At 61.7% G+C, this 21,983-nt stretch carries 16 protein-coding genes; 9 read left to right on the top strand and 7 right to left on the bottom strand.

Annotated features, from left to right (window positions below; all coding sequences use genetic code 11):
* Positions 1 to 34: 34 nt before the first annotated feature.
* From GTP45_RS07845 to GTP45_RS07865, 5 genes are all read right to left on the bottom strand, one after another.
* Entirely contained in the window at positions 35 to 529 is a 495-nt protein-coding gene (locus GTP45_RS07845; protein ID WP_161013286.1) for a DUF6702 family protein, read from the bottom strand.
* On the bottom strand, positions 526 to 2,871 hold the full coding sequence (locus tag GTP45_RS07850) for a M1 family metallopeptidase (protein ID WP_161013287.1): 2,346 nt from the start codon (positions 2,869 to 2,871) through the stop codon (positions 526 to 528). The genes GTP45_RS07845 and GTP45_RS07850 overlap by 4 nt, the downstream gene beginning before the upstream one ends.
* A gap of 98 nt (positions 2,872 to 2,969) precedes the next feature.
* Positions 2,970 to 4,493 carry a carboxylesterase/lipase family protein gene (locus GTP45_RS07855; RefSeq protein WP_161013288.1) on the bottom strand — a complete coding sequence of 508 codons (1,524 nt, stop codon included), beginning with the start codon at positions 4,491 to 4,493 and terminating at the stop codon, positions 2,970 to 2,972.
* Positions 4,494 to 4,511: 18 nt separating this feature from the next.
* Positions 4,512 to 5,597 carry a LacI family DNA-binding transcriptional regulator gene (locus GTP45_RS07860; RefSeq protein WP_161013289.1) on the bottom strand — a complete coding sequence of 362 codons (1,086 nt, stop codon included), beginning with the start codon at positions 5,595 to 5,597 and terminating at the stop codon, positions 4,512 to 4,514.
* A 196-nt stretch (positions 5,598 to 5,793) separates the two neighbouring features.
* Positions 5,794 to 7,932 carry an alpha-glucuronidase family glycosyl hydrolase gene (locus GTP45_RS07865; protein ID WP_161013290.1) on the bottom strand — a complete coding sequence of 713 codons (2,139 nt, stop codon included), beginning with the start codon at positions 7,930 to 7,932 and terminating at the stop codon, positions 5,794 to 5,796.
* Positions 7,933 to 8,013: 81 nt separating this feature from the next.
* On the opposite strand from GTP45_RS07865, the gene GTP45_RS07870 reads away from it, so the two are divergent.
* The gene (locus GTP45_RS07870) at positions 8,014 to 9,120 is read left to right on the top strand and encodes an endo-1,4-beta-xylanase (RefSeq protein WP_161013291.1); all 1,107 of its coding nucleotides are present in this window, start codon (positions 8,014 to 8,016) and stop codon (positions 9,118 to 9,120) included.
* 193 nt (positions 9,121 to 9,313) lie between these two features.
* Here the strand turns inward: GTP45_RS07870 and GTP45_RS07875 are convergent, their stop codons facing one another.
* Both GTP45_RS07875 and GTP45_RS07880 read right to left on the bottom strand, forming a co-directional pair.
* Positions 9,314 to 10,918, bottom strand: a complete 1,605-nt coding sequence (locus GTP45_RS07875) for a glycoside hydrolase family 43 protein (protein WP_217363316.1) — start codon at positions 10,916 to 10,918, stop codon at positions 9,314 to 9,316.
* On the bottom strand, positions 10,915 to 12,174 hold the full coding sequence (locus GTP45_RS07880) for an SGNH/GDSL hydrolase family protein (protein ID WP_161013292.1): 1,260 nt from the start codon (positions 12,172 to 12,174) through the stop codon (positions 10,915 to 10,917). Before GTP45_RS07880 ends, GTP45_RS07875 begins: the two co-directional genes overlap by 4 nt.
* A gap of 69 nt (positions 12,175 to 12,243) precedes the next feature.
* On the opposite strand from GTP45_RS07880, the gene GTP45_RS07885 reads away from it, so the two are divergent.
* From GTP45_RS07885 to GTP45_RS07920, 8 genes are read left to right on the top strand one after another with little or no spacing between them, the layout of a single operon-like run.
* Entirely contained in the window at positions 12,244 to 13,599 is a 1,356-nt protein-coding gene (locus tag GTP45_RS07885) for an enolase C-terminal domain-like protein (protein ID WP_161013293.1), read from the top strand.
* Positions 13,600 to 13,624: 25 nt separating this feature from the next.
* On the top strand, positions 13,625 to 14,797 hold the full coding sequence (locus tag GTP45_RS07890; RefSeq protein WP_166454572.1) for a fumarylacetoacetate hydrolase family protein: 1,173 nt from the start codon (positions 13,625 to 13,627) through the stop codon (positions 14,795 to 14,797).
* An 18-nt stretch (positions 14,798 to 14,815) separates the two neighbouring features.
* Entirely contained in the window at positions 14,816 to 15,595 is a 780-nt protein-coding gene (gene xylB / locus GTP45_RS07895; protein WP_174821638.1) for a D-xylose 1-dehydrogenase, read from the top strand.
* Positions 15,592 to 16,467 (top strand): SMP-30/gluconolactonase/LRE family protein, encoded by an 876-nt coding sequence (locus tag GTP45_RS07900; protein WP_161013295.1) that lies wholly within the window; start codon positions 15,592 to 15,594, stop codon positions 16,465 to 16,467. The genes xylB and GTP45_RS07900 overlap by 4 nt, the downstream gene beginning before the upstream one ends.
* Positions 16,468 to 16,476: 9 nt before the next feature.
* Complete coding sequence (locus tag GTP45_RS07905; protein ID WP_161013296.1) at positions 16,477 to 18,252, top strand: IlvD/Edd family dehydratase; 1,776 nt, start codon at positions 16,477 to 16,479, stop codon at positions 18,250 to 18,252.
* 29 nt (positions 18,253 to 18,281) lie between these two features.
* Positions 18,282 to 19,286 (top strand): D-xylose ABC transporter substrate-binding protein, encoded by a 1,005-nt coding sequence (gene xylF / locus GTP45_RS07910; RefSeq protein WP_161013297.1) that lies wholly within the window; start codon positions 18,282 to 18,284, stop codon positions 19,284 to 19,286.
* Between the two features lie 9 nt (positions 19,287 to 19,295).
* Positions 19,296 to 20,822, top strand: a complete 1,527-nt coding sequence (gene xylG / locus GTP45_RS07915; RefSeq protein ID WP_161013298.1) for a D-xylose ABC transporter ATP-binding protein — start codon at positions 19,296 to 19,298, stop codon at positions 20,820 to 20,822.
* Between the two features lie 13 nt (positions 20,823 to 20,835).
* On the top strand, positions 20,836 to 21,978 hold the full coding sequence (locus GTP45_RS07920; protein WP_161013299.1) for a sugar ABC transporter permease: 1,143 nt from the start codon (positions 20,836 to 20,838) through the stop codon (positions 21,976 to 21,978).
* The last annotated feature ends 5 nt before the right edge of the window (positions 21,979 to 21,983 follow it).

Raw genomic sequence — 21,983 nt, forward strand, 5'->3', positions numbered from 1 at the left:
TTGGGCAGAGCCCAATGCCAGCAACAGTGCGTACTTAAGGGGCGATTTGATCGATGCTGCCTTGATCGAAGAGGAGGGTCTTGGTGGTGCCATCGGTTTGCAGGTTAACGGTGTTCTTTTGCGACGGCAGGAAGTCTATCAGCAAAGCGTTATGAATGCGGCTGCCTTTTGCCAGTTTAACGCTCGGGATTTCCTGGAAAATGACGACGCTATCCGCGTCCACCTTGGCGCCTACCCATTGCAGCGGCAGGCGCTTGCCTTCCGCATCGGCGACGGTGAACTGCTTTTCAACGTAGCGCCGCAGCGGCGCTTCGCTATCGGCGCGGCCAAGATCGAACTGGCGGCCGTAAAGATTGGTCAGCAGCGTGGCGAGATCGTGCGCCGTGTAAGTGTGCACGATCTCGGTGCTGCCGGTGCGCTCGTTGTAGCTGATGTCCGCTATGCCCATGTGGAAGTTGTGAGCAGGGGCGGCCATGCTGGCCGACGCCAGCATGGTAGCAGCAACGAGGCGCAAGCGGCGCAGTATCACTTCTTCTCGTCCTTCTTCAGTGGCGTATTGAAGTCGCGCATCAGGTTATTTTTGTCACGCTCGGTCTTGAACAGTTCGAGACGGGACTTGGTGACCTTGCGCGGCCACGCGTTGTTGGACGTGTCGATGTCGGCGGTTTCCCAGTACGGGTCTTGGGTCAGGCCCACCATCGGTTCATCGGTGACGATCAACTTGGTGATCTTCTTCGAGTTGTAGCGCCATACTTCGGCCGGAACGCGCTCGACGTATTTCTTGCCGCTCTTGAGTTCAATCTCCAGGATCAGCGGCATCACCATGCCGCCCAGGTTGGAGAAGTCCACCAGGTACAGGTGCTTGCCTTGATCCAGCAGCTTCTTCTCCCACGGCTCCAGCTTCTCGATCGCTTCGGCGTAGCTGTTGCGATCCTTGTTGGTGACCGTGAACTCGTCGTGATCGTTGTAGAAGTCCTTCAGCTCCGGGTGCGAATCCAGGCGCTTAGGCAGGGCCTTGTTCAGCTGTTCGGAGATCGAGATAGGCTGCGCTTCCTTTTGCGCCTTCTTCCAGGCCTTTTCCTTTTCAGGATCCTTGGTGCTCACGCCGTACTCGTTGATCGCATCGATGCTGATGTCCACTGGCTCGGTGGTATAGAACCAGCCGCGCCAGAACCAGTCGAGATCCGTGCCGGAAGCGTCTTCCATGGTGCGGAAGAAGTCCGCCGGCGTAGGGCGCTTGAACTTCCAGCGCTGCGCGTATTCGCGGAAGGCGAAGTCGAACAGATCGCGGCCCAGAATCGTCTCGCGCAGGATATTCAAACCGGTGGCCGGCTTGGCGTAGGCGTTGTTACCGACCTGGAGCAGCGACTCCGAGTTGGTCATGATCGGCACCTGGTTCTGGCTGCGCATGTAATCGACGATGTTGCGCGGCTCGCCGCGGCGCGACGGATACTTGTCTTCCCATTCCTGCTCGGCGAGATACTGCACGAAGGTATTCAGGCCTTCATCCATCCACGTCCACTGGCGCTCGTCCGAGTTGATAATCATCGGGTAGTAGTTGTGGCCTACTTCGTGGATGATGACGCCGATCAGGCCATACTTGGTCTGCTCCGACCACGTCAGCGCACCGGTCTTCTTGTCCTTGGACGGACGCGGGCCGTTGAAGGAGATCATCGGATACTCCATGCCGCCTACCGGGCCGTTGACCGAAATAGCGGTCGGATACGGATAGTCGAAGCTGAACTTGTTGTACTTGTCGATGGTGTGAATGATGGCCTGCGTGCTGTACTTGCCCCACAGCGGATTGCCTTCCTTCGGATAGTAGGACATCGCCAGCACGTTGGTGGAGTCCTTCTTGTAGCCCTGCGCATCCCAGATGAACTTGCGGCTCGACGCCCACGCGAAATCGCGTACGTTGGCGGCCTTGAAGTGCCAGGTCTTGGTCGCGGTGCTGCGCGACTTCTCGGCCTTGGTGGCTTCTTCCTGCGTGACGATGACGACCGGCGAGGTTGCGCTCTTGGCTTTTTCCAGGCGTTCGCGCTGTGCGGCGCTCAGGACATCGTTCGGATTTTGCAGTTCGCCGGTGGACGCAACCACGTGGTCGGCCGGTACGGTCAGCTGCACATCGTAGTCGCCGAATTCCAGCGTGAATTCACCGGTGCCGAGGAACTGCTTGTGCTGCCAGCCGTAGACATCGTAGTAGGCCGCCATGCGCGGGAACCACTGGGCGATCTCGAACAGGTCGTTCTTGTCTTCCTCAAAATGCTCGTAGCCCGAGCGGCCGCCCAGCACTTGCTGTTCGTTGATGTTGTAAGACCAATCGATATTGAAGACGAACTTCTCGCCCGGCTTCAACGGCTTTGGCAGATCGATGCGCATCATGGTGCGATTAACGACGTACTTCAGCGGCTGGCCGCCTGCGCCTACGCTCTTGATCTTGAAGCCGCCGTCGAATTCACGGCCGGCCAGGATGCCGCGCATGCCTTCAAACTTGTAGCCGTCGTCCGGCGAGGACGGCTTGGCCCATGCCTCGCGCGATGGCTGGGTGAGCATCATGCGCGCATCGGAATCCTTCTTGTAGATGTTCTGATCCAGTTGCACCCACAGATAGCCCAGCGTATCAGGCGAATTATTGTGATAGGTGATTTGCTCGCTGCCGGTCAGCGCGCGCTTGGATTCGTCCAGCGAGGCGCTGATGGTGTAATCGGCGCGCTGCTGCCAGTAGGCGTGGCCCGGTGCGCCGGAAGCGGTGCGGTAGACGTTGGGAGTCGGCAGGATTTCGTCGAGTTGACGGAACTTGTCGTCAAACGGTTCCGCCGCGTAGGCGGAAACCGTCAGGCAGATAGCTAAGAAGCCAAGAGACTTGCGCATAGGGTCTGTGTCCTCATTTTAAGAGGATAAATTGTATAGCAGGTTTTCAATCGATTACCTATCGATACAATAAAATACAAACCGCCGCTTAAACTACTTTACTTCTTCACCTGCGTTTCCTGGAATTGCTGGTGGGCGTCGTCGGTGGCAGTGATGGCGACCGACGGCACATCGAGCTTCATCAGGCGCGAGCCCGCACCGCTGCTGGCTTGCGGCCATTCCGGCAAACCGGCGCCGTTTGGATTGCCGGTCTTGATGAAGTTGGCGAAGTAGGCTTGCATCTGCGCCGACAGCGCGCGGTCTTCGTCTGTCCATGCATAGACTTTATTTCCGTTGAGGTTACCCAGCGCGTATTCGATCTCCACCGAATGGTTGGCGCCTTCCTGGCCGGGACGCGCACGCGTGTAGTAATAGCGGTAGGTCGGCTTGCCGCTGGTGCGCGCGTGGCTGTCGATCCACTTCCACGTGCCGAAGCCGATGAAGCGGTCGCTGGCCAGTTCCGTCGCAGCCTGTTTCACATCGCCGCTATAGGCTTGCTGCGCGGCTGCCGCCTGGTCGCCGTACAGCTTTTGCAGTGCGGCGCTGAAGTTTTCTGCAGTCGGCTCGCTCTCGCCGAGGATTTGCTTGTAGTGGCCTTCATACGAGTTCCAGCCCGCCAGCAAAGGCACTTTGGCTTGTTCGCCCGCCGCGTAGATGGCCGTCGGCGAGCGCGGAATCACGTAGCCGTCTTGAATCGCAAAGAACCACGCGCCCGGTTTCTTGGTCGCGTCCAGCAGCTGTTGCGCCGGCAGGGCGCGCAGTTCGGCCAGCGTAGCTGCGCCCACGCCTTGTGCAAACGCTGCGCCCATCTGCTCCGCCGTGCTGAGCGGGGCAGGGGCCATGTGGCCGAGCAGAGAACCGCTTTCGCCAATCGCGCCGGCGATCAAGCCCTTGGCCTGCGGGTTAATCATTTGCGCGCTGACCGAGAACGAGCCGGCAGATTCACCGGCAATCGTCACGCGCGCAGGATCGCCGCCGAAAGCTGCGATATTCTTCTTCACCCATTGCAGCGCCGCCGCTTGATCCATCAAGCCGTAGTTGCCGGATGCGCGATGCGGCGACTCCTTGGTCAGTTCCGGGTGCGCCATGAAGCCGAATACGTTCAGGCGGTAATTGACGGTCAGCGTAACGATGCCCTTGGCCGCCATGCTCTCGCCGTCGTAGCGCGGCTCCGAGCCATCGCCGGCCGCAAAACCGCCGCCGTAGAAGTACACCAGCACCGGCAGCTTTTCCTTGGCCGACTTGGCCGGCGTCCAGACGTTGAGATACAGGCAGTCCTCGCTCACGCCGTCGGAACGGAACACCATATCGCTGAACAGCGGCAGCTGCATGCAGCGCGCGGCGAAATGATCGGCCTTGCGCGCGCCCTTCCACTTGGCCGCTGCTTGCGGTGCTTGCCAGCGCAGCTTGCCGACCGGCGGCGCGGCGAACGGGATACCCTTGAACGATTTGACGCCCGACGCCTCCTGCACACCCGTTACCACGCCGCCGGCGGTGGCGGCGCGCGGCGTGCTGCTGTCGGCGGCGTTAGTGGAAGAGGAGATAACACTAGCGGCAATCAACAGCACGGGGAGCTTGGTCATATTGTGGGCTAAGTTGGATTAATGTTTGGGCCGCAAACGTGGTGCGGCATCGGACTGGCGGCGTATCAGTGCGTGCTCCATGACGACGTGCTCCGGCGCTTCCGGCGTGCCGTTGCGCTGGGCGCGGATCAGGCGCACCAGTACCTGCACCGCCGCTTCCGCCATGTCGGTGATCGGCTGGCGCACGGTGGTCAGCTCGGGCCAGATGGTGGTCGCCAGCGCGGTATCGTCGAAACCGGCCACGGTCAGATCGCCCGGCACGTCGAGGCCGAGGCGGTGGGCGATCGCCACCACGGCGGCCGCCATATCGTCATTGCTGGCAAAGATGGCGGTAGGGCGCTGTTCAAGGCCGAGCAAGCTCTCTGCCGCATCCAGGCCGGAGCGGTAGGTGAACAGGCCTTGCACGACCAGCTCTTTCGCGCTCAGCGCATTTTTCTCGGCGATAGCGGCTTTGAAGCCGGCCAGGCGGCGCGCACTGGCGCTTTGATTCGGATGGCCGATCACGAAGCCGATGCGCTGGTGGCCCAGCGCGATCAGGTGCGAGGTCATTGCATACGCGGCTTGATAGTCGTCGATACTGACGCCGCCCACGCGCGGGTCGGGCTGGCCGCAAGCCACCGTGATGGCCGGCGTGCCGGAACCGGCGATCAAGTCGATCAGATTGCGTACATCGCACAGCGGCGGCGGCAGGATGATGCCGTCCACGCCATTGGCGATCAAACGGCGCGCTTGTTCAACGCCGTGTTCATCGGCCTCGCATTTTTCCACCACCAGCTGCACGTTATTGGGACTGGCTTGGTTCAGCAGGCCGACCAGGAATTCGCTCAGATAGCCCGCGCTCGGATTCGAGTACAGGAAGCCGACGCGAATCGGGCGCGAACCGGCTAGGCGGCGCGCGGCCTGATTGGGAACGTAATTGAGTGCAGCGACTGCCGCATCGACACGGTTGCGGGTTTTTTCGCGGACGTTGGTATCGCCGTTCATCACGCGCGACACGGTCATCGGGGACACGCCTGCCAGCTTGGCCACATCGGCCATGGTTGGCGCCTGCGTGCGGCTCTGCACGGCCGGTACAGGCGCCGGTTTCACCTTATTCTTTGTCATCTGCCTTGGTAACCCCGTTTTTATATGAAGCTATGTTCAGCGTCAGACTTTACCACAAGCGACCGCCGGCCGGGGCGCCTGGACGCATGCTATATGGATTGCCGCAGTCATCGTTTTTAACATTCTGCAGCAATCAATGGTAGCGCAACCAATGCAGTTTAGATGGAGTTATCGGACAAGTCAAACCAGATTTTTGTTAGCCGCGTCCGGGCGCGTAGGGATAGCTGAGCGCCTTGTAGTAGCTCAGCGGATGCGCAGGCGCTTGCACGCCGGGCGGCAACGGCAGGCCGGACACCGATTGGAAGTAGGCGATGCTTGCATCGCGCCACAGTATGGCGTTGTTGATCTGGCGCGCGAGGCGCTGTTCGACTTCGGTGTAGCGGCGCGCGTCGATCAGCGGTTTTAAAACGACCCAGCGCGCGTGCAGTGATTTGGTACCAGCGACGCCTTTGTCGTATCGGGCCAACAATTCGGCCCACAAGGTGCGGCCGGACGGCATTGCGTAATCCCATGGCAGGTGGTGGAACCACAGCAGCAGCTGTTCAGGCGTAGTGCGTGGATCGGCGTACTGTCGCGCTATCTCCGGTGCGTATTGCTGGAGCGCGCTGCTGCCGGTGGCGGTGCGATTGAAGCCGATGCCGTTGCGGTCTGCGCGATGGTAGTAGACCGGATTCCAATCAGGGCGTTCGAGATTGTCTACCCACGGTGCGGGGCCGTGGTGGTGGCTGGTGCCCATCAGGTGGTGCAGGCCGAGTGGCGTCATGTAATCGACCACGGTTTCGCGCGACATCATCAGCATGTCGACGATGGGCGCGGCGACGCGCTGGTCTGGGCTGAAGGTGAGGGCGGCCCACTCGGCGGCGATGTCGCGCGATTTGGCCTGCGGGTTCCATGCAAGGCGGCCGTAGGCATACCAGTTGGCTTGGTCGAAGTGCGAGCCGGCCCAGTTACGATCGCTGCCGATGTTGGCGACACCGGCCATGCCGCTCAAAGTTTGCGCCACCGTGCCTGCGGCTTTGGTGTCGCTCTCCAGTGTTTCTTCAAACATGGCGCCGAGGTAGGCAAGGTCGGTGGAGTAGCCGAGGTACTCTTTGGTGATCTGGAATTCCATCATCAGCGGCGTTTTCGGCATGGCGCCGAACAGAGGGTGGAATGGTTCGCGCGGCTGGAAGTCGATGGCGCCGTTCTTTACTTGTACCAGTACGTTGGCGGCGAATTTGCCGTCGAGTGGTTTGAATTCTTCGTAGGCTTGCTTGGCGCGGTCGTCGGCGAGATGCGCGCCTTTCGGCGCATAGACGAAGGCGCGCCACATGACGATGCCTTTGTGCGGCGCGACGGCGGCAGCCAGCATGTTGGCGCCGTCGGCGTGGGTGCGGTGGTAGTCCTGCGGGCCGGGCTGGCCTTCCGAGTTGGCTTTCACGAGGAAGCCGCCGAAGTCGGGGATGGCTTGGTAGATTTCGTCGGCCTTGGCGCGCCACCATTGCTGGACTTCCGGCGCGAGCGGATCGGCGGTGGCGGTTTCGTGCAGTTCCAGCGGCGTGGAGAAGCGGGCGGACAAGTAGACCTTGATGCCGTAAGGACGCAGCACGTCGGCGACGGCGGCGGCTTTGGCGATGAAGGGCGCGGTCAGGACTTCGGGCTTGGAGTTGACGTTGTTGAGTACTGTGCCGTTGATGCCCAGCGAGGCGTTGGCGCGGGCGTAGTCGGTGTAGCGCTGATCTTTAATGTCCGGCAGCGCCCACCAGTCCCAGATCGACTGGCCGGCATAGCCGCGTTCCACCGTGCGATCCAGGTTGTCCCAATGGTTCAGCAACCGCAATTGCAGCTTTGGCGCGGACGACACCGCGAGCGCGCGGCTCGCCGCCGGCGCAGCTGTCTCGCGCAGCCACGCGAAAGCGCCGTAGAGCAGGCCGATGTCGCTGTTGGCAGCGATCAGCGTCACGTTGCGGCCTTGGATGCGCGCTTGCCGCAGCAGATAGCCTTCGTCCCCCAGCGCGGCCAACTCGGTGCGCAGCGGTGATGCGGCGGCGGCCAGTTCCGGCAATCGCGCAGGCGTGGCGAGCAGCAGGGCGCCGTCACTGATGCGCGCTGCGCTGGCAGGAGCACGTCCTGTCATGCCAGACAAGCCTTTATTCAGTTCCGCCAATGCCGCATCCGTGGTCGGCGACGGTGCGCCCGGCAGCACGATGCTGCGAACCTGTATGCGCTGTTGCGCCGCGCGTTCCAAAGGCCGATACCGCAGCCACAAATCGTAGCCATCTTCGTCTGCGCTGAAAGCTGTCGCGGCGAGCGACAGCAGCAGCGCCGTCAGGGCCGCGTGTGAGAAAAAGCGCATCTTGTCTCCGTTTTTATGATAGCGTAACCATTTCATTATGCCACGATGTTAATAAACAATTCCAACGAGGAGTGAGACAACATGAAAATTTCCCGCCGCAGTTTTATCGCCATGATGGCGGCCGCCGGCGCAGCGCCGCTGCACGCCGCCGAAACGCCGGAACCCTTGAAAGTACTGGGCAAACGCAAAGGCATCAATATCGGCAACGCCATCGGCGGCGGCCATTTCCGCGATCCGGCCTACAAGGCTTTGATGGCGCGCGAGTGCAATATGCTGGTGGCGGAGAACGAAGGGAAGTGGCAAGGACTGGAGCCGCGCCAAGGCCAATATAACTTCGGCCCGGCCGACGCCATGTACGCGTGGGCGAAAGAGCAGGGCATGCTGGTGCGCGGCCATAATCTGATCTGGCAGGAGGCCAAGTGGCTGCCGAAGTGGGTTAATGAATACGACTTCGGCGCGCAACCCGCAAAGGCGGCGGAAGCGCTGCTGCGCAAGCATATCATCACAGTGTGCGACCATTTTGGCGATGCGATTTACAGCTACGATGTGGTGAATGAGGCGGTCGATCCGAAGACCGGTGGCTTGCGCGTGAATGTGTTCACTGAGCGGATGGGCGCGGTGGAGCAGATTGATTTGTCGTTCCGGCTGGCGAAGGAGCGCGCGCCCAAAGCGCAGCTGGTCTACAACGATTACATGCGCGGCGATGAGGGCAGCGCCAAGCATCGCGCGGGCGTGCTGAAACTGCTGCACGACTTGAAATCGCGCGGCACGCCGGTGCATGCGCTGGGTTTGCAGAGCCATATCGGTTCGTGGGATGAGAGCAGCGGCGCGAACTACCAGCGCGATTGGCGCAAGTTCCTCGATGAGGTTACCGGCATGGGATTGGATTTGCTGATCACCGAGTTTGATGTCAATGACCGCAAGCTGCCGGCGGATGTGAAGGTGCGCGATGCAGGCGTGGCGGCGCTGGCCAAGGATTACCTGGACGTGACTTTTAGCTATCCGCAGTGCCGCGACTTTCTGATGTGGGGCATGGCCGATAACGCCAGCTGGCTGCAAGGATGGGATGAGGCGCCGCGTACGGATGGCCAGAAAATGAGGCCAACGCCATTCGACGACCAGCTGCGCGCCAAGCCGCTGCGCGACGCGATTGCGGCGGCAATCAATGCCGCGCCGAAGCGCAGTTAACCCGCACTGCCACACAGGGTCTGACCCCGTACGGGGTCAGACCCTTAAGTGGTATGGCGTGCGTATCGCTTAAGGTTGCCGGGTTTGGTGTGGGCTTTCCGGCGGGCCGGGGTCGCTACTATTGTTGACTACCAGCTTTTGCAAAACCAACCCTGAATCCAGGGCCTGCGAGCAATCGTTGTCTCATGTAGTTTTATTTTTCCAGTGGCTGGTAGTCGAACCATGCAAAATCTGCGGCAGGCATGGCTTGCTGCTTGGCGCCTTCGGCGTACATGCCGATAAACACGCCGGTAAATCCGCCCGCCGATTCTGAGGACAGCGCTGCTGTAGGCAAGGAGCCGATCTGCTTGAGTGGTTTGCCGCCGCTGCTGTAGCTGAATTCATAGCGGCCGGCCCACGATTCCACTTGCAGCGTTACCGGGCCGGATGGCAGCGGCGCGCTGGCTTGCAGCGAGGTCACGCCATCTACGCGCTTCAGCAATTCCAGGCGCCGTTGCGGCGATCCGGTCACGCGCAGTTCGTAGTAGTTCTTCTCGTTCTGGCGCAGCACGAGGCCTGCGGCGTGGGTGGCGGCGGACGGCGTGAACTCAAGCTGCGTGGCCGCGCGCATGCGCATGTGTTCCTGGCGACGTGCGATGAAAGCCGGTTGAGCGATGTCGTTCATGGTGATGCTGCTGCCTTTCAGCCGCAGGTAGCCGGGCCGCTCGCTTAGCGACCACAAACCGTCGCCGGGCCCGCGCAGTTGCGACCATTGCAGGCCAAGTTTGGCCGCCGTGAAGTCGTCGCGCACCGGTTCAGCCGGCCATGGCGCGGATGGCGGCAAGCCTTCGGCCGACATCTCCACCGCCAGCGGCTGCCCTTTGTTCACCGTGAGCCAGCCTTGCTCATTCCACTCGACCGGCGTGAGCAGCGTTTCACGGCCAAGGTGATGGCGCTGTTCGACCGGACGGATGCCCAGCAGCGGCATCCACCATTTGCCTTCCGGCGTTTGCACAAGGTCGCCGTGGCCGGTCGCTTGCAGCGGCAGTTCGGGGTGGCCGCGATGCGTGAGTATCGGGTTAGCGGGATTGGCGGTGTATGGCCCCATGGGCGACGAGGAGCGCGCCATGGTCAGGCTGTGGTTATACGAGGTGCCGCCCTCGGAGATCATCAGGTAGTACCAACCGTTCTGCTTATATAAGTGCGGGCCTTCCGGCCACACGCCGCCGGTGCCCGACCAGATCAGGCGCGGTTGCTCCAGCAGCTTGCCCGCTTTCAGATCAATTTCCGCCTGATAGACGCCGCCATGTTCGCCGCCGCCGTGGCGGGTGTAATAGACTTTGCCGTCGTCGTCGAAGAACAGGGACGGATCCATGGCGAAGCTTGGATCGTTCAGCCACACGGGTTCCGACCAGTCGCCGGCGGGATCCTTGGCCGTGACGTAAAACGCACCGCCGCCCTCCATATTAGTGGTCACCATATAGAACACGCCGTCGTGGCAGCGCAGGGTGGGCGCGTATATGCCTTGCGAGCTGCGGGTATGCGCGAGATTCAATTGGCTGGTGCGCGTGAGGGCGTGGCCGACCTGGCGCCAGTGAACCAAGTCCTTGCTGTGATAAATCGGCACGCCGGGGAAGTATTCAAAGCTGCTGGTGGCGAGGTAGTAGTCGCCGCCCACGCGGCAGATGCTTGGATCGGCGTGGAAGCCGCTCAGCACCGGATTGGTATAAGTCGCCGGGGCGGCAGCGGTAGCCGGTGCCTGAGCGGTCAGCGACATGGCGGCCAGGATTGCGGACAGAGCTCCGCGCGCGGCCATCATTTCTTCGCTCCACATTGTTTGCGCAGCGCGGCCAGCGGCACGGCTTCAGCCAGCGCGCGGTAGCCTGCCAGCGATGGATGCAGGTGATCGCCCGAGTCGTAGACTGGCTTCATGCGATCTGGCCGCCCGGGATCGCGCAGCGCCGCGTCGAAATCGGCGACGGCGTCGAATATGCCGGAACTGCGGATCCAGTTATTCAGCTCCTGCCGATCCGCCTCGTTTTCCGGCTCCGGGTGATAGTAATCGCTGCCGACGTACGGCGTGACCGTGGCGCCGATCAGGCAAACACCACGCGCACGCGCGCGCTCAGCCAACTGGCGGTGCGCCAGTTTCAGGTCGGTCAGCATTTGCTGGCGGTCGGCTGGCGTGTCAGGCGTGTTGCGATGCAGGCCGCCCAAGTCATTCACGCCTATCAGTACTAACGCATGGGTCACGCCGGCGCGCGACGTCACGTCGCGGTCAAAGCGGGCTGCCACATTCGGGCCCAGGCCATCGCGCAGCATGCGCCCGCCGCCGATGCCGGCATTGACCACGCCTTGCGTCATGCCGTTATCGCGCAAGCGGGCCGCCAGCACATCCGGCCAGCGGGTGTTGGTATCGACCGGGACGCCGTAGCCGTCGGTAATCGAGTCGCCGACTGCCACCAGTGCGCCCACGCGGCGCGGCGCTAACACTTCCACATCGCTGATGGCGTACCATTTAGTGGTCTTGCCCGCGTCGTCCCACGCCGCTTCGTTCACGCGGTTGCCTTTGGCGAGAAAAGTGCTGGCGCGCGCGCCGGGATGGCCGGTCTGGCCTGCCGGCGCATCCTTGAAATACAGCGAAATCGCCAGGTCGGCGGCCGCTTTCACGTCCAGGGAAACAGCGTCACTGTAGTATTCCGCGCCGGCCGGGATCATGACGGTAGTGCGGCCGTCAAAGGTCAGCGGGCGCAGGGTAGGGGCGTTGACGCCAGCCTGTCCGGGCGCCTGCGCCAGCGCCACGCTGGCCGCGTCGACGATCAATGGTGCAGTGCCATATGCATTGCTGATGCGAACCCGGAACTGCTTGCCGCCCAGAGTGAGATGCACCACTTGGCGGATACTGCCATCGCGCCAGTGCTCGGCCGCCAACTCGTTTGCCGGCTCAGGAATTTGCTGCGCTGCACCCCAACTCGCCACCCAGTGCGAGGCCGGTTCCGCAGCCGTTGCGTTGATGATAAAGACCGCCAGGGCGGCACCCACAAAGCTGCGTAAAGCGTGTTGACTTGGTTGCATAAATCCTTCACACTCATAAAATGTTAGCGCTATTCATTTTAGGGTAAGCAGATGGTACATGCAACAAAAATGCCGGAAGCAGGAACTCCGGTAATAACGGAGATGCGGGTCATCCCGGTAGCAGGTCACGATTGCATGCTGCTCAATCTTTGCGGTGCGCACGCGCCGTACTTCACCCGTAATCTCGTGCTGTTGAAAGACAGCGCGGGTCGCACCGGCATGGGCGAAGTGCCGGGTGGCGCGGGCATACTGCGCGCGCTGCAAAACGCCGTGCCGCTGGTGGTGGGCACGCAGATCGGCCGCTACAACCGCACCCTGAACGCCATCCGCGCTTCGATCAGCGGCCAGCACCAGGTGACCGACGCCGCCGAAGCGGAAGTATTGAAACAGCCGCACGAAATTAATCTGCGACTGGAAAACGTGGTCACCGCCGTTGAAGCGGCGCTGCTCGACCTGCTGGGTCAACATCTGAATGTGCCGGTGTGTGAACTGCTGGGGGCAGGCCAGCAGCGCGACAGCGTGCCGATGCTGGCTTACCTGTTCTATATCGGCGACCGTCGCCGCGCCGACCTGCCTTACCTGAGCGGCGAGGGGGCATCCGATTGGTATCACCGCCGTAACCAGGAGGCCTTGACGCCGGCCGCGATTGTGGAGTTGGCCGAAGCCACCGTCGCCCAATACGGCTTCCGCGATTTCAAATTGAAGGGTGGCGTAATGCGCGGCGCCGACGAAATCGAAGCCATCGCCGCCATCAAGGCGCGCTTCCCGGAATCGCGCGTGACGCTGGATCCGAACGGCGCATGGTCGCTGCGCGAAGCCATCGATATCTGCCGCGGCCAAGGCCACATCATGGCTTACGCCGAAGACCCATGCGGCCCTGAAGACGGCTATTCCGGCCGCGAGACCATGGCGGAATTCCGCCGCGCCACCGGCATCCCTACCGCCACCAATATGATCGCCACCGACTGGCGCCAGATGGCGCACGCGCACCTGCTGGGTGCAGTCGATATTCCGCTGGCCGATCCGCACTTCTGGACGATGCAGGGTTCCGTGCGCCTGGCGCAGTTGTGCGAAGATTGGGGCTTGACTTGGGGCTCGCACTCCAACAACCACTTCGACGTATCGCTGGCGATGTTTACCCACGCCGCCGCCGCTGCGCCGGGCAAGATCACCGCCATCGATACTCACTGGATCTGGCAGGAAGGGCAGGAACGCCTGACCCGTGAACCGCTGCAAATCATCGGCGGCGAAGTCAAGGTGCCACAAGCGCCGGGACTCGGTATTGAACCTGACATGGGCCGCATCGAAGCGGCGCATGGACTGTATAAGAAGGTCGCCACCACGGCGCGCGACGACGCGATGGCGATGCGCTATTTAGTACCCGGCTGGACTTATTCCCCGAAAAAACCAAGCTTGGGCCGTTAAACAAGGAGACAATGTGAAAAACACTCTGAAACACGCGCCGGTATCGGCGCACCTTCCCGTCGATTTGCCGGAAGCGCTGCTGGTCGGCCGCGTATGGCGCAAGGACGTCAACGGCCCTAGCGTGGTGGTCGTGCGCAAAGGCGAGGTATTCGACATCACGGCGTTGACGCCGACCGTGTCCGACCTGCTGGATCGCGATGACGTCGTCGCTTTCGCCCATTCGGCGCAGGGCGAATCGCTGGGCCGCGTGGAAGCGCTGATCGAAGCTGCCCTGAGCGGCGAAGATGCGCCGGTGCGCCTGCTGGCGCCGTGCGACGTGCAGGCCATCAAGGCCTGCGGCGTCACCTTCGCCGTCAGCCTGCTGGAGCGCGTGATCGAAGAACAGGCGGGCGGCAACCCGGCCAAGGCCGACGAACTGCGCTCCTCGCTGCTGAAAGACATCGGCGCCGACCTGTCGGCCATCAAACCGGGTTCGCCGGAAGCGGAAAAACTGAAACAGCAGTTCATCGAGCGCGGCGCCTGGTCGCAGTACATGGAAGTCGGCATCGGCCCTTACGCCGAAGTATTCTCCAAGTCGCAGCCTATGTCGGCGGTGGGCTTTGGCGCGGACGTCGGCCTGCACCCTGAATCGAAATGGAATAACCCGGAGCCGGAAATCGTCCTGGCTGTGAACAGCCGCGCGCAAGCCGTCGGCGCTACGCTCGGCAACGACGTCAATCTGCGCGACATCGAAGGCCGCAGCGCGCTGCTGCTCGGTAAAGCCAAGGACAATAACGCCTCGTGCGGCGTCGGCCCGTTCATCCGCTTGTTCGATGAACGCTTCACCATCGACACCGTGCGCAATGCAGAACTGCGCCTGGTGATCGAAGGCGCGGAAGACGGTTTCCGCCTGGACGGCGAGAGCCGCATGCGCGAAATCAGCCGCGACCCGCTGGATCTGGTATCGCAAACCAGCGGCGCGCACCATCAATACCCGGACGGCTTCATGCTCTTCCTCGGCACCATGTTCTCGCCGATTAAAGACCGCGGCGCACCGGGCGCCGGTTTCACCCACAAGCTGGGTGACCGCGTCAGCATCAGCAGCGCTTCGCTCGGCATGCTGGTCAACCACGTTTATCGCAGCGACGCCGTGACCCCATGGACGTTCGGCGTGCGCGCACTGTATCGCAACCTGGCCCAACGTGGCCTGCTCAATTAATCTCTGGAGGAAAACAAGATGGTGAAACCATTGGTCTACGCCACTTACCCGGATCTCGCCGGCAAGCGGGTTCTCATTACGGGCGGTGGCACCGGCATCGGCGCGGGCATCGTGGATGCTTACGTCCAGCAGGGCGCGCAAGTGTTCTTCATCGATATCGCGGTGGAGGCTTCGCAGCAACTGGCCGAGAGCCTGAAAGGCGGCAAGCACGCACCAGTATTCTTCCACTGCGACCTGACCGACCTGGATGCGCTGTCCAAGGTCATCGCGCAGATCGAGAAGGACCACGGCGCAATCGAGATCCTGATTAACAACGCCGCCAACGACCATCGTCACCAAGTGCATGAAGTCACCGCGAAGTACTGGGACGACAGCCTGGCTGTCAACCTGCGCCACCAGTTCTTCTGCGCGCAGGCGGTGGCGCCGGGCATGAAGAAAGCAGGCGGCGGCGTGATCCTGAACTTCGGTTCGATCTCGTGGCACCTGGCGCTGCCGGATCTGACCCTGTACATGACTGCCAAGGCAGCGATTGAAGGCCTGACCCGTGGCCTCGCACGCGACCTCGGTAAAGACGGAATCCGCGTCAACTGCGTGGTTCCGGGTTCGGTGCTGACGCCGCGCCAAAAGGCACTGTGGCACGACGAAGAGGGCGGCCAGGCCATCCTCAACTCGCAGGTCTTGCCACAGCCTGTAGAAACTGAAGATATCGCTGCCATGACGCTGTTCCTGTCCTCAGACAATGCGCGCCGCTGCTCCGGCCGCGATTACTTCGTAGATGCCGGATGGTATGGAGCATGAACCTCTACCAGCCTGAGTGCATTTGGCCGCTGGCGGCGACCCTGGGCGAAGGCCCGGTATGGCATCCTGAACACAAGGCGCTGTACTTCGTCGACATCAAGCAGCGCGCCATCCACCGCTGCGCCGAAGACGGCAGCCGCCGTCAAAGCTGGACGGTGCCGGCCGAAGTGGGCTTCGCCTTGCCGATGCACGGCGGCGATTTCGTGTGCGGCCTGCCGGGCCGCATCGAGCGCTTCTCGTTCGAGAGCGGCGAGCTGACCACCATACAGGAGCTGGAATCAGACCTGCCGGGCAATCGCCTCAACGACGGCTACATCGACCGCCACGGCGCGCTGTGGTTCGGCTCCATGGACAACGCCGAGGTAGCGGCCAGCGGTGCGCTGTACCGTTTCACCGAAAACCGCCGCATGCTGCGCATGGACAGCGGCTACGTCATCACCAACGGCCCGTGCGTCAGCCCGGACGGCCGCACCTTCTATCACACCGACACGCTGGAAAAAACCATCTATGCGTTCGACCTGGACGACAAGGGCAACCTGTCCAACAAGCGCGTGTTCGTGCGGATTGAAGGCAGCGGCTACCCGGACGGCACCGCCGTCGATGCCGACGGCGCGCTGTGGGTAGGCTTGTTTGCCGGCGGCCGCATCGAGCGTTACGCCGCTTCGGGCGAACTACTGGACACGGTTTCCATGCCGTGTTCGAATATCACCAAGGTTGCATTCGGCGGCGAGGATCTGCGCACCGTGTTTGTGACCACGGCCCGCAAGGGATTGACGGACGAAGAATTGAGCCGGGAGCCATTGGCAGGGGGCGTATTCAGCTTCCGCGTGGCCTCGCCGGGACAACTGCAACATCTGTACTTACCAGAATAGGCACTTTACATGAGCACCCAATCGCGTCGCTACCGTTCGCAGGACTGGTTCGATAATCCAGACCACATCGATATGACCGCGCTGTATCTCGAGCGCTTTATGAACTACGGTATCACGCCGGAAGAGCTGCGCTCCGGCCGCCCGATCATCGGCATCGCCCAATCGGGCAGTGATCTCAGTCCGTGCAACCGCATTCACCTGGAACTCGCCAAGCGCGTGCGCGACGGCATCCGCGATGCGGGCGGCATTGCGATGGAATTCCCGCTGCATCCGATCTTTGAAAACTGCCGCCGTCCTACCGCCGCCATCGACCGCAATCTGGCGTATATGGGCTTGGTGGAGATCCTGCACGGCTACCCGATCGACGCCGTGGTGCTGACCACTGGCTGCGACAAGACCACGCCGTCGCAGCTGATGGCTGCCGCCACCATCGACATTCCGGCCATCGTGCTGTCCGGCGGCCCGATGCTGGACGGCTGGCTCGATGGTGAACTGGTGGGTTCTGGCTCGGCGATCTGGAAAGGCCGCAAGCAGCTGGCCGCCGGCAAGATCGATAACGAAAAGTTCCTGGAAATCGCCGCCGCCTCGGCGCCGTCGGCGGGCCACTGCAACACCATGGGCACCGCGTCGACCATGAACGCGATTGCCGAAGCGCTGGGCATGTCGCTGACCGGCTGCTCGGCGATTCCTGCGCCGTACCGCGAGCGTGGCCAGATGGCCTACGAAACCGGTAAGCGCATCGTTGAAATGGCCAAGCTGGATCTGCGTCCGTCGCAAGTGCTGAATCGTGACGCCTTCCTCGACGCGATCGTGGTCAACGCCGCCATCGGCGGCTCCACCAACGCCCAGCAGCATATCGTCGCCATGGCGCGCCATGCCGGCGTTGAGCTGAAGTCCAGCGACTGGATGGAATACGGCCACAAAGTCCCGCTGCTGCTGAACATGCAACCGTCCGGTAAATTCCTCGGCGAGCGTTTCCACCGCGCGGGCGGCGTGCCGGCCGTGATGTGGGAACTGGAACAGCAGGGCAAGCTGCGCTCCGACCGTCTCACCGTCACCGGCAAGACCATGAAGGAAAACCTGGTCAACCGCGAGACCAACGACCGCGAAGTGATCTACCCGTTCAACGCGCCGCTGAAAGAAGACGCAGGCTTCTTCGTCTTGAAGGGCAATCTGTTCGATTTCGCCATCATGAAGACCAGCGTGATTTCGCCGGAATTCCGCCAGCGTTACTTGAGCACTCCCGGTCAAGAAAACGTTTTCGAATCGCGCGCCATCGTGTTTGATGGTTCGGGCGACTACCACGACCGCATCAACGATCCAGCGCTGAACATCGACGAAAACTGCATCCTCGTGATTCGCGGCGCAGGCCCGATCGGCTGGCCAGGTTCGGCGGAAGTCGTCAACATGCAACCGCCGGATGCGCTGATCAAGCGCGGCGTGAACTGGCTGCCAACGCTGGGCGATGGCCGTCAATCCGGCACCTCGGACAGCCCGTCGATCCTGAACGCCTCGCCGGAGAGCGCGGTGGGCGGCGGCCTCGCATACATCCGCACTGGCGACACCGTGCGCGTGGATCTGAACGAAGGCAGCTGCAATATGCTGATCAGCGACGAGGAACTGGCCAAGCGCAAAGCCGAAGGCATCCCGCCGGTACCGGCCAGCCAGACGCCGTGGCAGCAGCTGTACCGCTCCACCGTCGGCCAAATGGAGACCGGTGCGTGCATGGAATTGGCGCTCGAATATCGAGGAGTGGGGCAGACGCTGGCGCGTCATAACCACTAAAGAATACAACCTTACGGAGACAAAAAAGCATGAAGAAGATTGTAGTCAGCGCCGTACTCGGCGCAATGATGGCCCTCGGCGCAAGCAGCGCCATGGCCGATGCCAAGAATCCTAAAATCGGTTTTTCGATTGACGACCTGCGTCTGGAGCGCTGGGCGCGCGACCGTGAGTACTTCACTGCGGAAGCAGAGAAGCTGGGCGCCAAGGTGTTTGTGCAATCGGCCGACGCCAGCGAGCAGCGCCAGATTTCGCAGATCGAGAACCTGATCTCGCGCGGCGTGGACGTGCTGGTTATCGTTCCGTACAACGCCACGGTGCTGAACAACGCCGTGCGCGAAGCGAAGAAGGCCAAGATCAAGGTGGTGTCGTATGACCGCCTGATTCTGAACGCCGATATCGACGCCTACATCTCCTTCGACAATGCTAAAGTCGGCGAGCTACAAGCCAGTAGCCTGGTCGCCATCAAACCAAAGGGTAATTACTACCTGCTGGGCGGCGCGCCGACCGACAACAACGCCAAAGTGCTGCGCGAAGGCCAGCTGAAAGTGCTGCAACCGCTGATCGACAAGGGCGACATCAAGGTGGTGGGCAAACAGTGGACTAAGGATTGGAGCGCATCGGAAGCGCTGTCCATCGTGGAAAACGCGCTGACCGCCAACGGCAACAAGATCGACGCCGTGGTCGCATCCAACGACGCCACCGCCGGCGGTGCGATCCAGGCGCTGGCTGCGCAAAAGCTGGCGGGCAAAGTGCCGGTCTCCGGCCAGGACGCCGATCTTGCAGCCGTCAAGCGCGTGATCGCCGGCACCCAGGCCATGACGGTCTACAAGCCGCTGAAAGTGATCGCCACCGAAGCGGCGCGCCTGTCGGTCAAGCTGGTGCGCAACGAGGCGCCGGCCTTCAACGCCAACTACAACAACGGCATGAAGAATGTGAACACGCTGCTGCTGGCGCCTGTCGCGCTGACCAAGGCCAATGTCAACCTACTGTCTGACGACGGCTTCTACACCAAGGCCCAGCTGACCGCGAATTAAGGAATCAGCATGGCCGAATATCTTCTGGAAATGCGCAACATCGTCAAGGAATTTGGCGGTGTGCGCGCTTTGAACGGCATCGACATCAAGCTCAAGGCCGGCGAGTGCGCCGGTTTATGCGGCGAGAACGGCGCCGGCAAGTCGACATTAATGAAAGTGCTGTCCGCCGTGTATCCGCATGGGACGTGGGACGGCGAGATTATCTGGGATGGCAAGCCGCTGCAAGCGCAATCGATCCGTGAGACCGAGGCAGCCGGCATCGTCATCATTCACCAGGAACTGATGCTGGTGCCCGAGTTGTCGGTGGCGGAGAATATCTTCCTCGGTAACGAGATCACGCTGCCGGGCGGGCGCATGGACTACGCGGCCATGAACCGCCGCGCCGAGGAACTGCTCAAGGAACTCAATATCAACGACGTGAACGTGGTGTTGCCGGTGAAGCAGTACGGCGGCGGCCACCAGCAGTTGATCGAAATCGCCAAGGCGCTCAATAAAAATGCGCGCCTGCTGATTCTGGACGAGCCTTCGTCGTCCTTGACGGCGGCTGAAATCAAGGTGCTGCTGGCGATTATTCATTCGCTGAAAGCCAAGGGCGTCACCTGCGTCTACATCTCGCACAAGCTGGATGAAGTGGCGGACATTTGCGACACCATCGTCACCATCCGCGACGGCCAGCATATCGCCACCACGCCGATGTCGGAAATGAATATCGACCGCATCATCGCGCAAATGGTGGGCCGCGAGATGACGCAGCTGTATCCGCAGCGCGAGCATACGCCGGGCGAGGTGATTTTCGAAGCCCGCAACGTCACCTGCTACGACGCCGATAATCCCGAGCGCAAGCGGGTGGACGATATCTCGTTCAAGCTGCGCAAGGGCGAAGTGCTGGGCATCGCAGGCCTGGTCGGCGCGGGCCGCACGGAACTGGTGTCGGCCATCTTCGGCGCCTATCCGGGGCCGAGCGAGGCCGAGGTGTATCTCAACGGCGTCAAGCTCGATACCAGCACGCCGGTGAAAGCCATTCGCGCCGGCCTGGCGATGGTGCCGGAAGACCGCAAACACCACGGCATCGTGCCGGATCTCGGCGTTGGCCACAATATGACGCTGACGGTGCTGAACGATTTCGTGCGCGCCACCCGCATCGACCAAGATGCCGAACTGGCGACCATCCGCCAGGAGATCAAGAGCGTCAAGCTGAAAACTTCCAGCCCGTTCCTACCGATTACCGGCCTGTCCGGCGGTAACCAGCAAAAGGCGGTGCTGTCCAAGATGCTGCTCACCAAGCCGAAGATTCTGATTCTCGACGAACCGACGCGCGGCGTGGACGTTGGCGCCAAGTTCGAGATTTATCAGCTGATCTTCAACCTGGCGAAAGAGGGCATGTCGATCATCATGGTGTCGTCGGAACTGGCCGAGGTATTGGGCATTTCGGATCGCGTGCTGGTGATTGGTGAAGGCAAACTACGCGGCGATTTCGTCAACGATAATCTGAGCCAGGAAACGGTACTGGCGGCAGCGCTGGATCAGTCGCATTGAATTGGGATTAAAAATGAAGAGTAACAATATCAAACAGCTGTTCACGCAGTACAAAATGTTGGCCCTGTTGATTGCCGTCGCTTTGATCTGGGCTTTCTTCAGCTATCACACCGAGGGCGGCTTCGTCACTCCGCGTAACCTGTCCAACCTGATGCGCCAGATGGCGATTACCGGCATTGTCGCTTGCGGCATGTCGCTGGTGATTATCGCCGGTGAGATCGACCTGTCGGTCGGTTCGCTGCTAGGCTTATTGGGCGGCGTCGCTGCGGTGCTGGATGTAACGCACCATCTGCCGCTGCCGCTTACGCTGATTGTGGTGCTGGTGGTGGGCTTGATCATAGGCCTGTTCAACGGCTACCTGACGGCCTATCTCGGCATTCCATCGTTCATCGTCGGCTTGGGCGGCATGCTGGCCTATCGCGGCATTGTGCTGGGCGTGACCGGCGGCACCACCATCGCGCCGGTATCGGACGATATGGTCTACATCGGCCAAGCTTATTTGTCGCCGACGCTGGGCATTGCGCTGGGCTTCCTGCTGTTCGTGGTGGCGGTCTACCTGATCTTTGCACAGCGCCGCAGCCGCGCCTCGCACGCCCTGGACGTAGCGCCGGTATGGCGCGACGCCGCCAAGCTGGCCGGTCTGGGTGTGGTGCTGGCGGCTTTCGTCATTACCTTTAACTCGTATGAAGGCATCCCGCTGCCGGTGCTGCTGCTCCTGGCGCTGCTGGGCATCTTCAGCTACGTCACCACGCAAACCGTGTTTGGCCGCCGGGTGTACTCGGTCGGCTCGAACATGGAGGCGACCCGCCTGTCCGGCATCAACGTGAAGTCGATCAAGCTGTGGATCTTCGGGATCATGGGTTTGATGTGCGCCTTGGCTGGCCTGGTCAACACGGCGCGTTTGGCCGCTGGTTCGCCGTCGGCTGGCACTTCCGGCGAGTTGGATGCGATTGCGGCCTGCTTCATCGGCGGCACTTCGATGCGCGGCGGCTCCGGCACCGTGCACGGCGCGCTGATCGGCGCACTGGTCATGGCGTCGCTGGACAATGGCATGTCGATGCTGGACGTGGACACGTACTGGCAGATGATCGTCAAGGGCGCGATTCTGACCTTGGCTGTGTGGGTAGACGTTAGCACTCGCGCCGGCAAACGCTAAAACAA

Origin of the sequence: Duganella rivi, from assembly GCF_009857435.1 — a bacterium.
GTDB lineage: Bacteria > Pseudomonadota > Gammaproteobacteria > Burkholderiales > Burkholderiaceae_D > Rugamonas > Rugamonas rivi.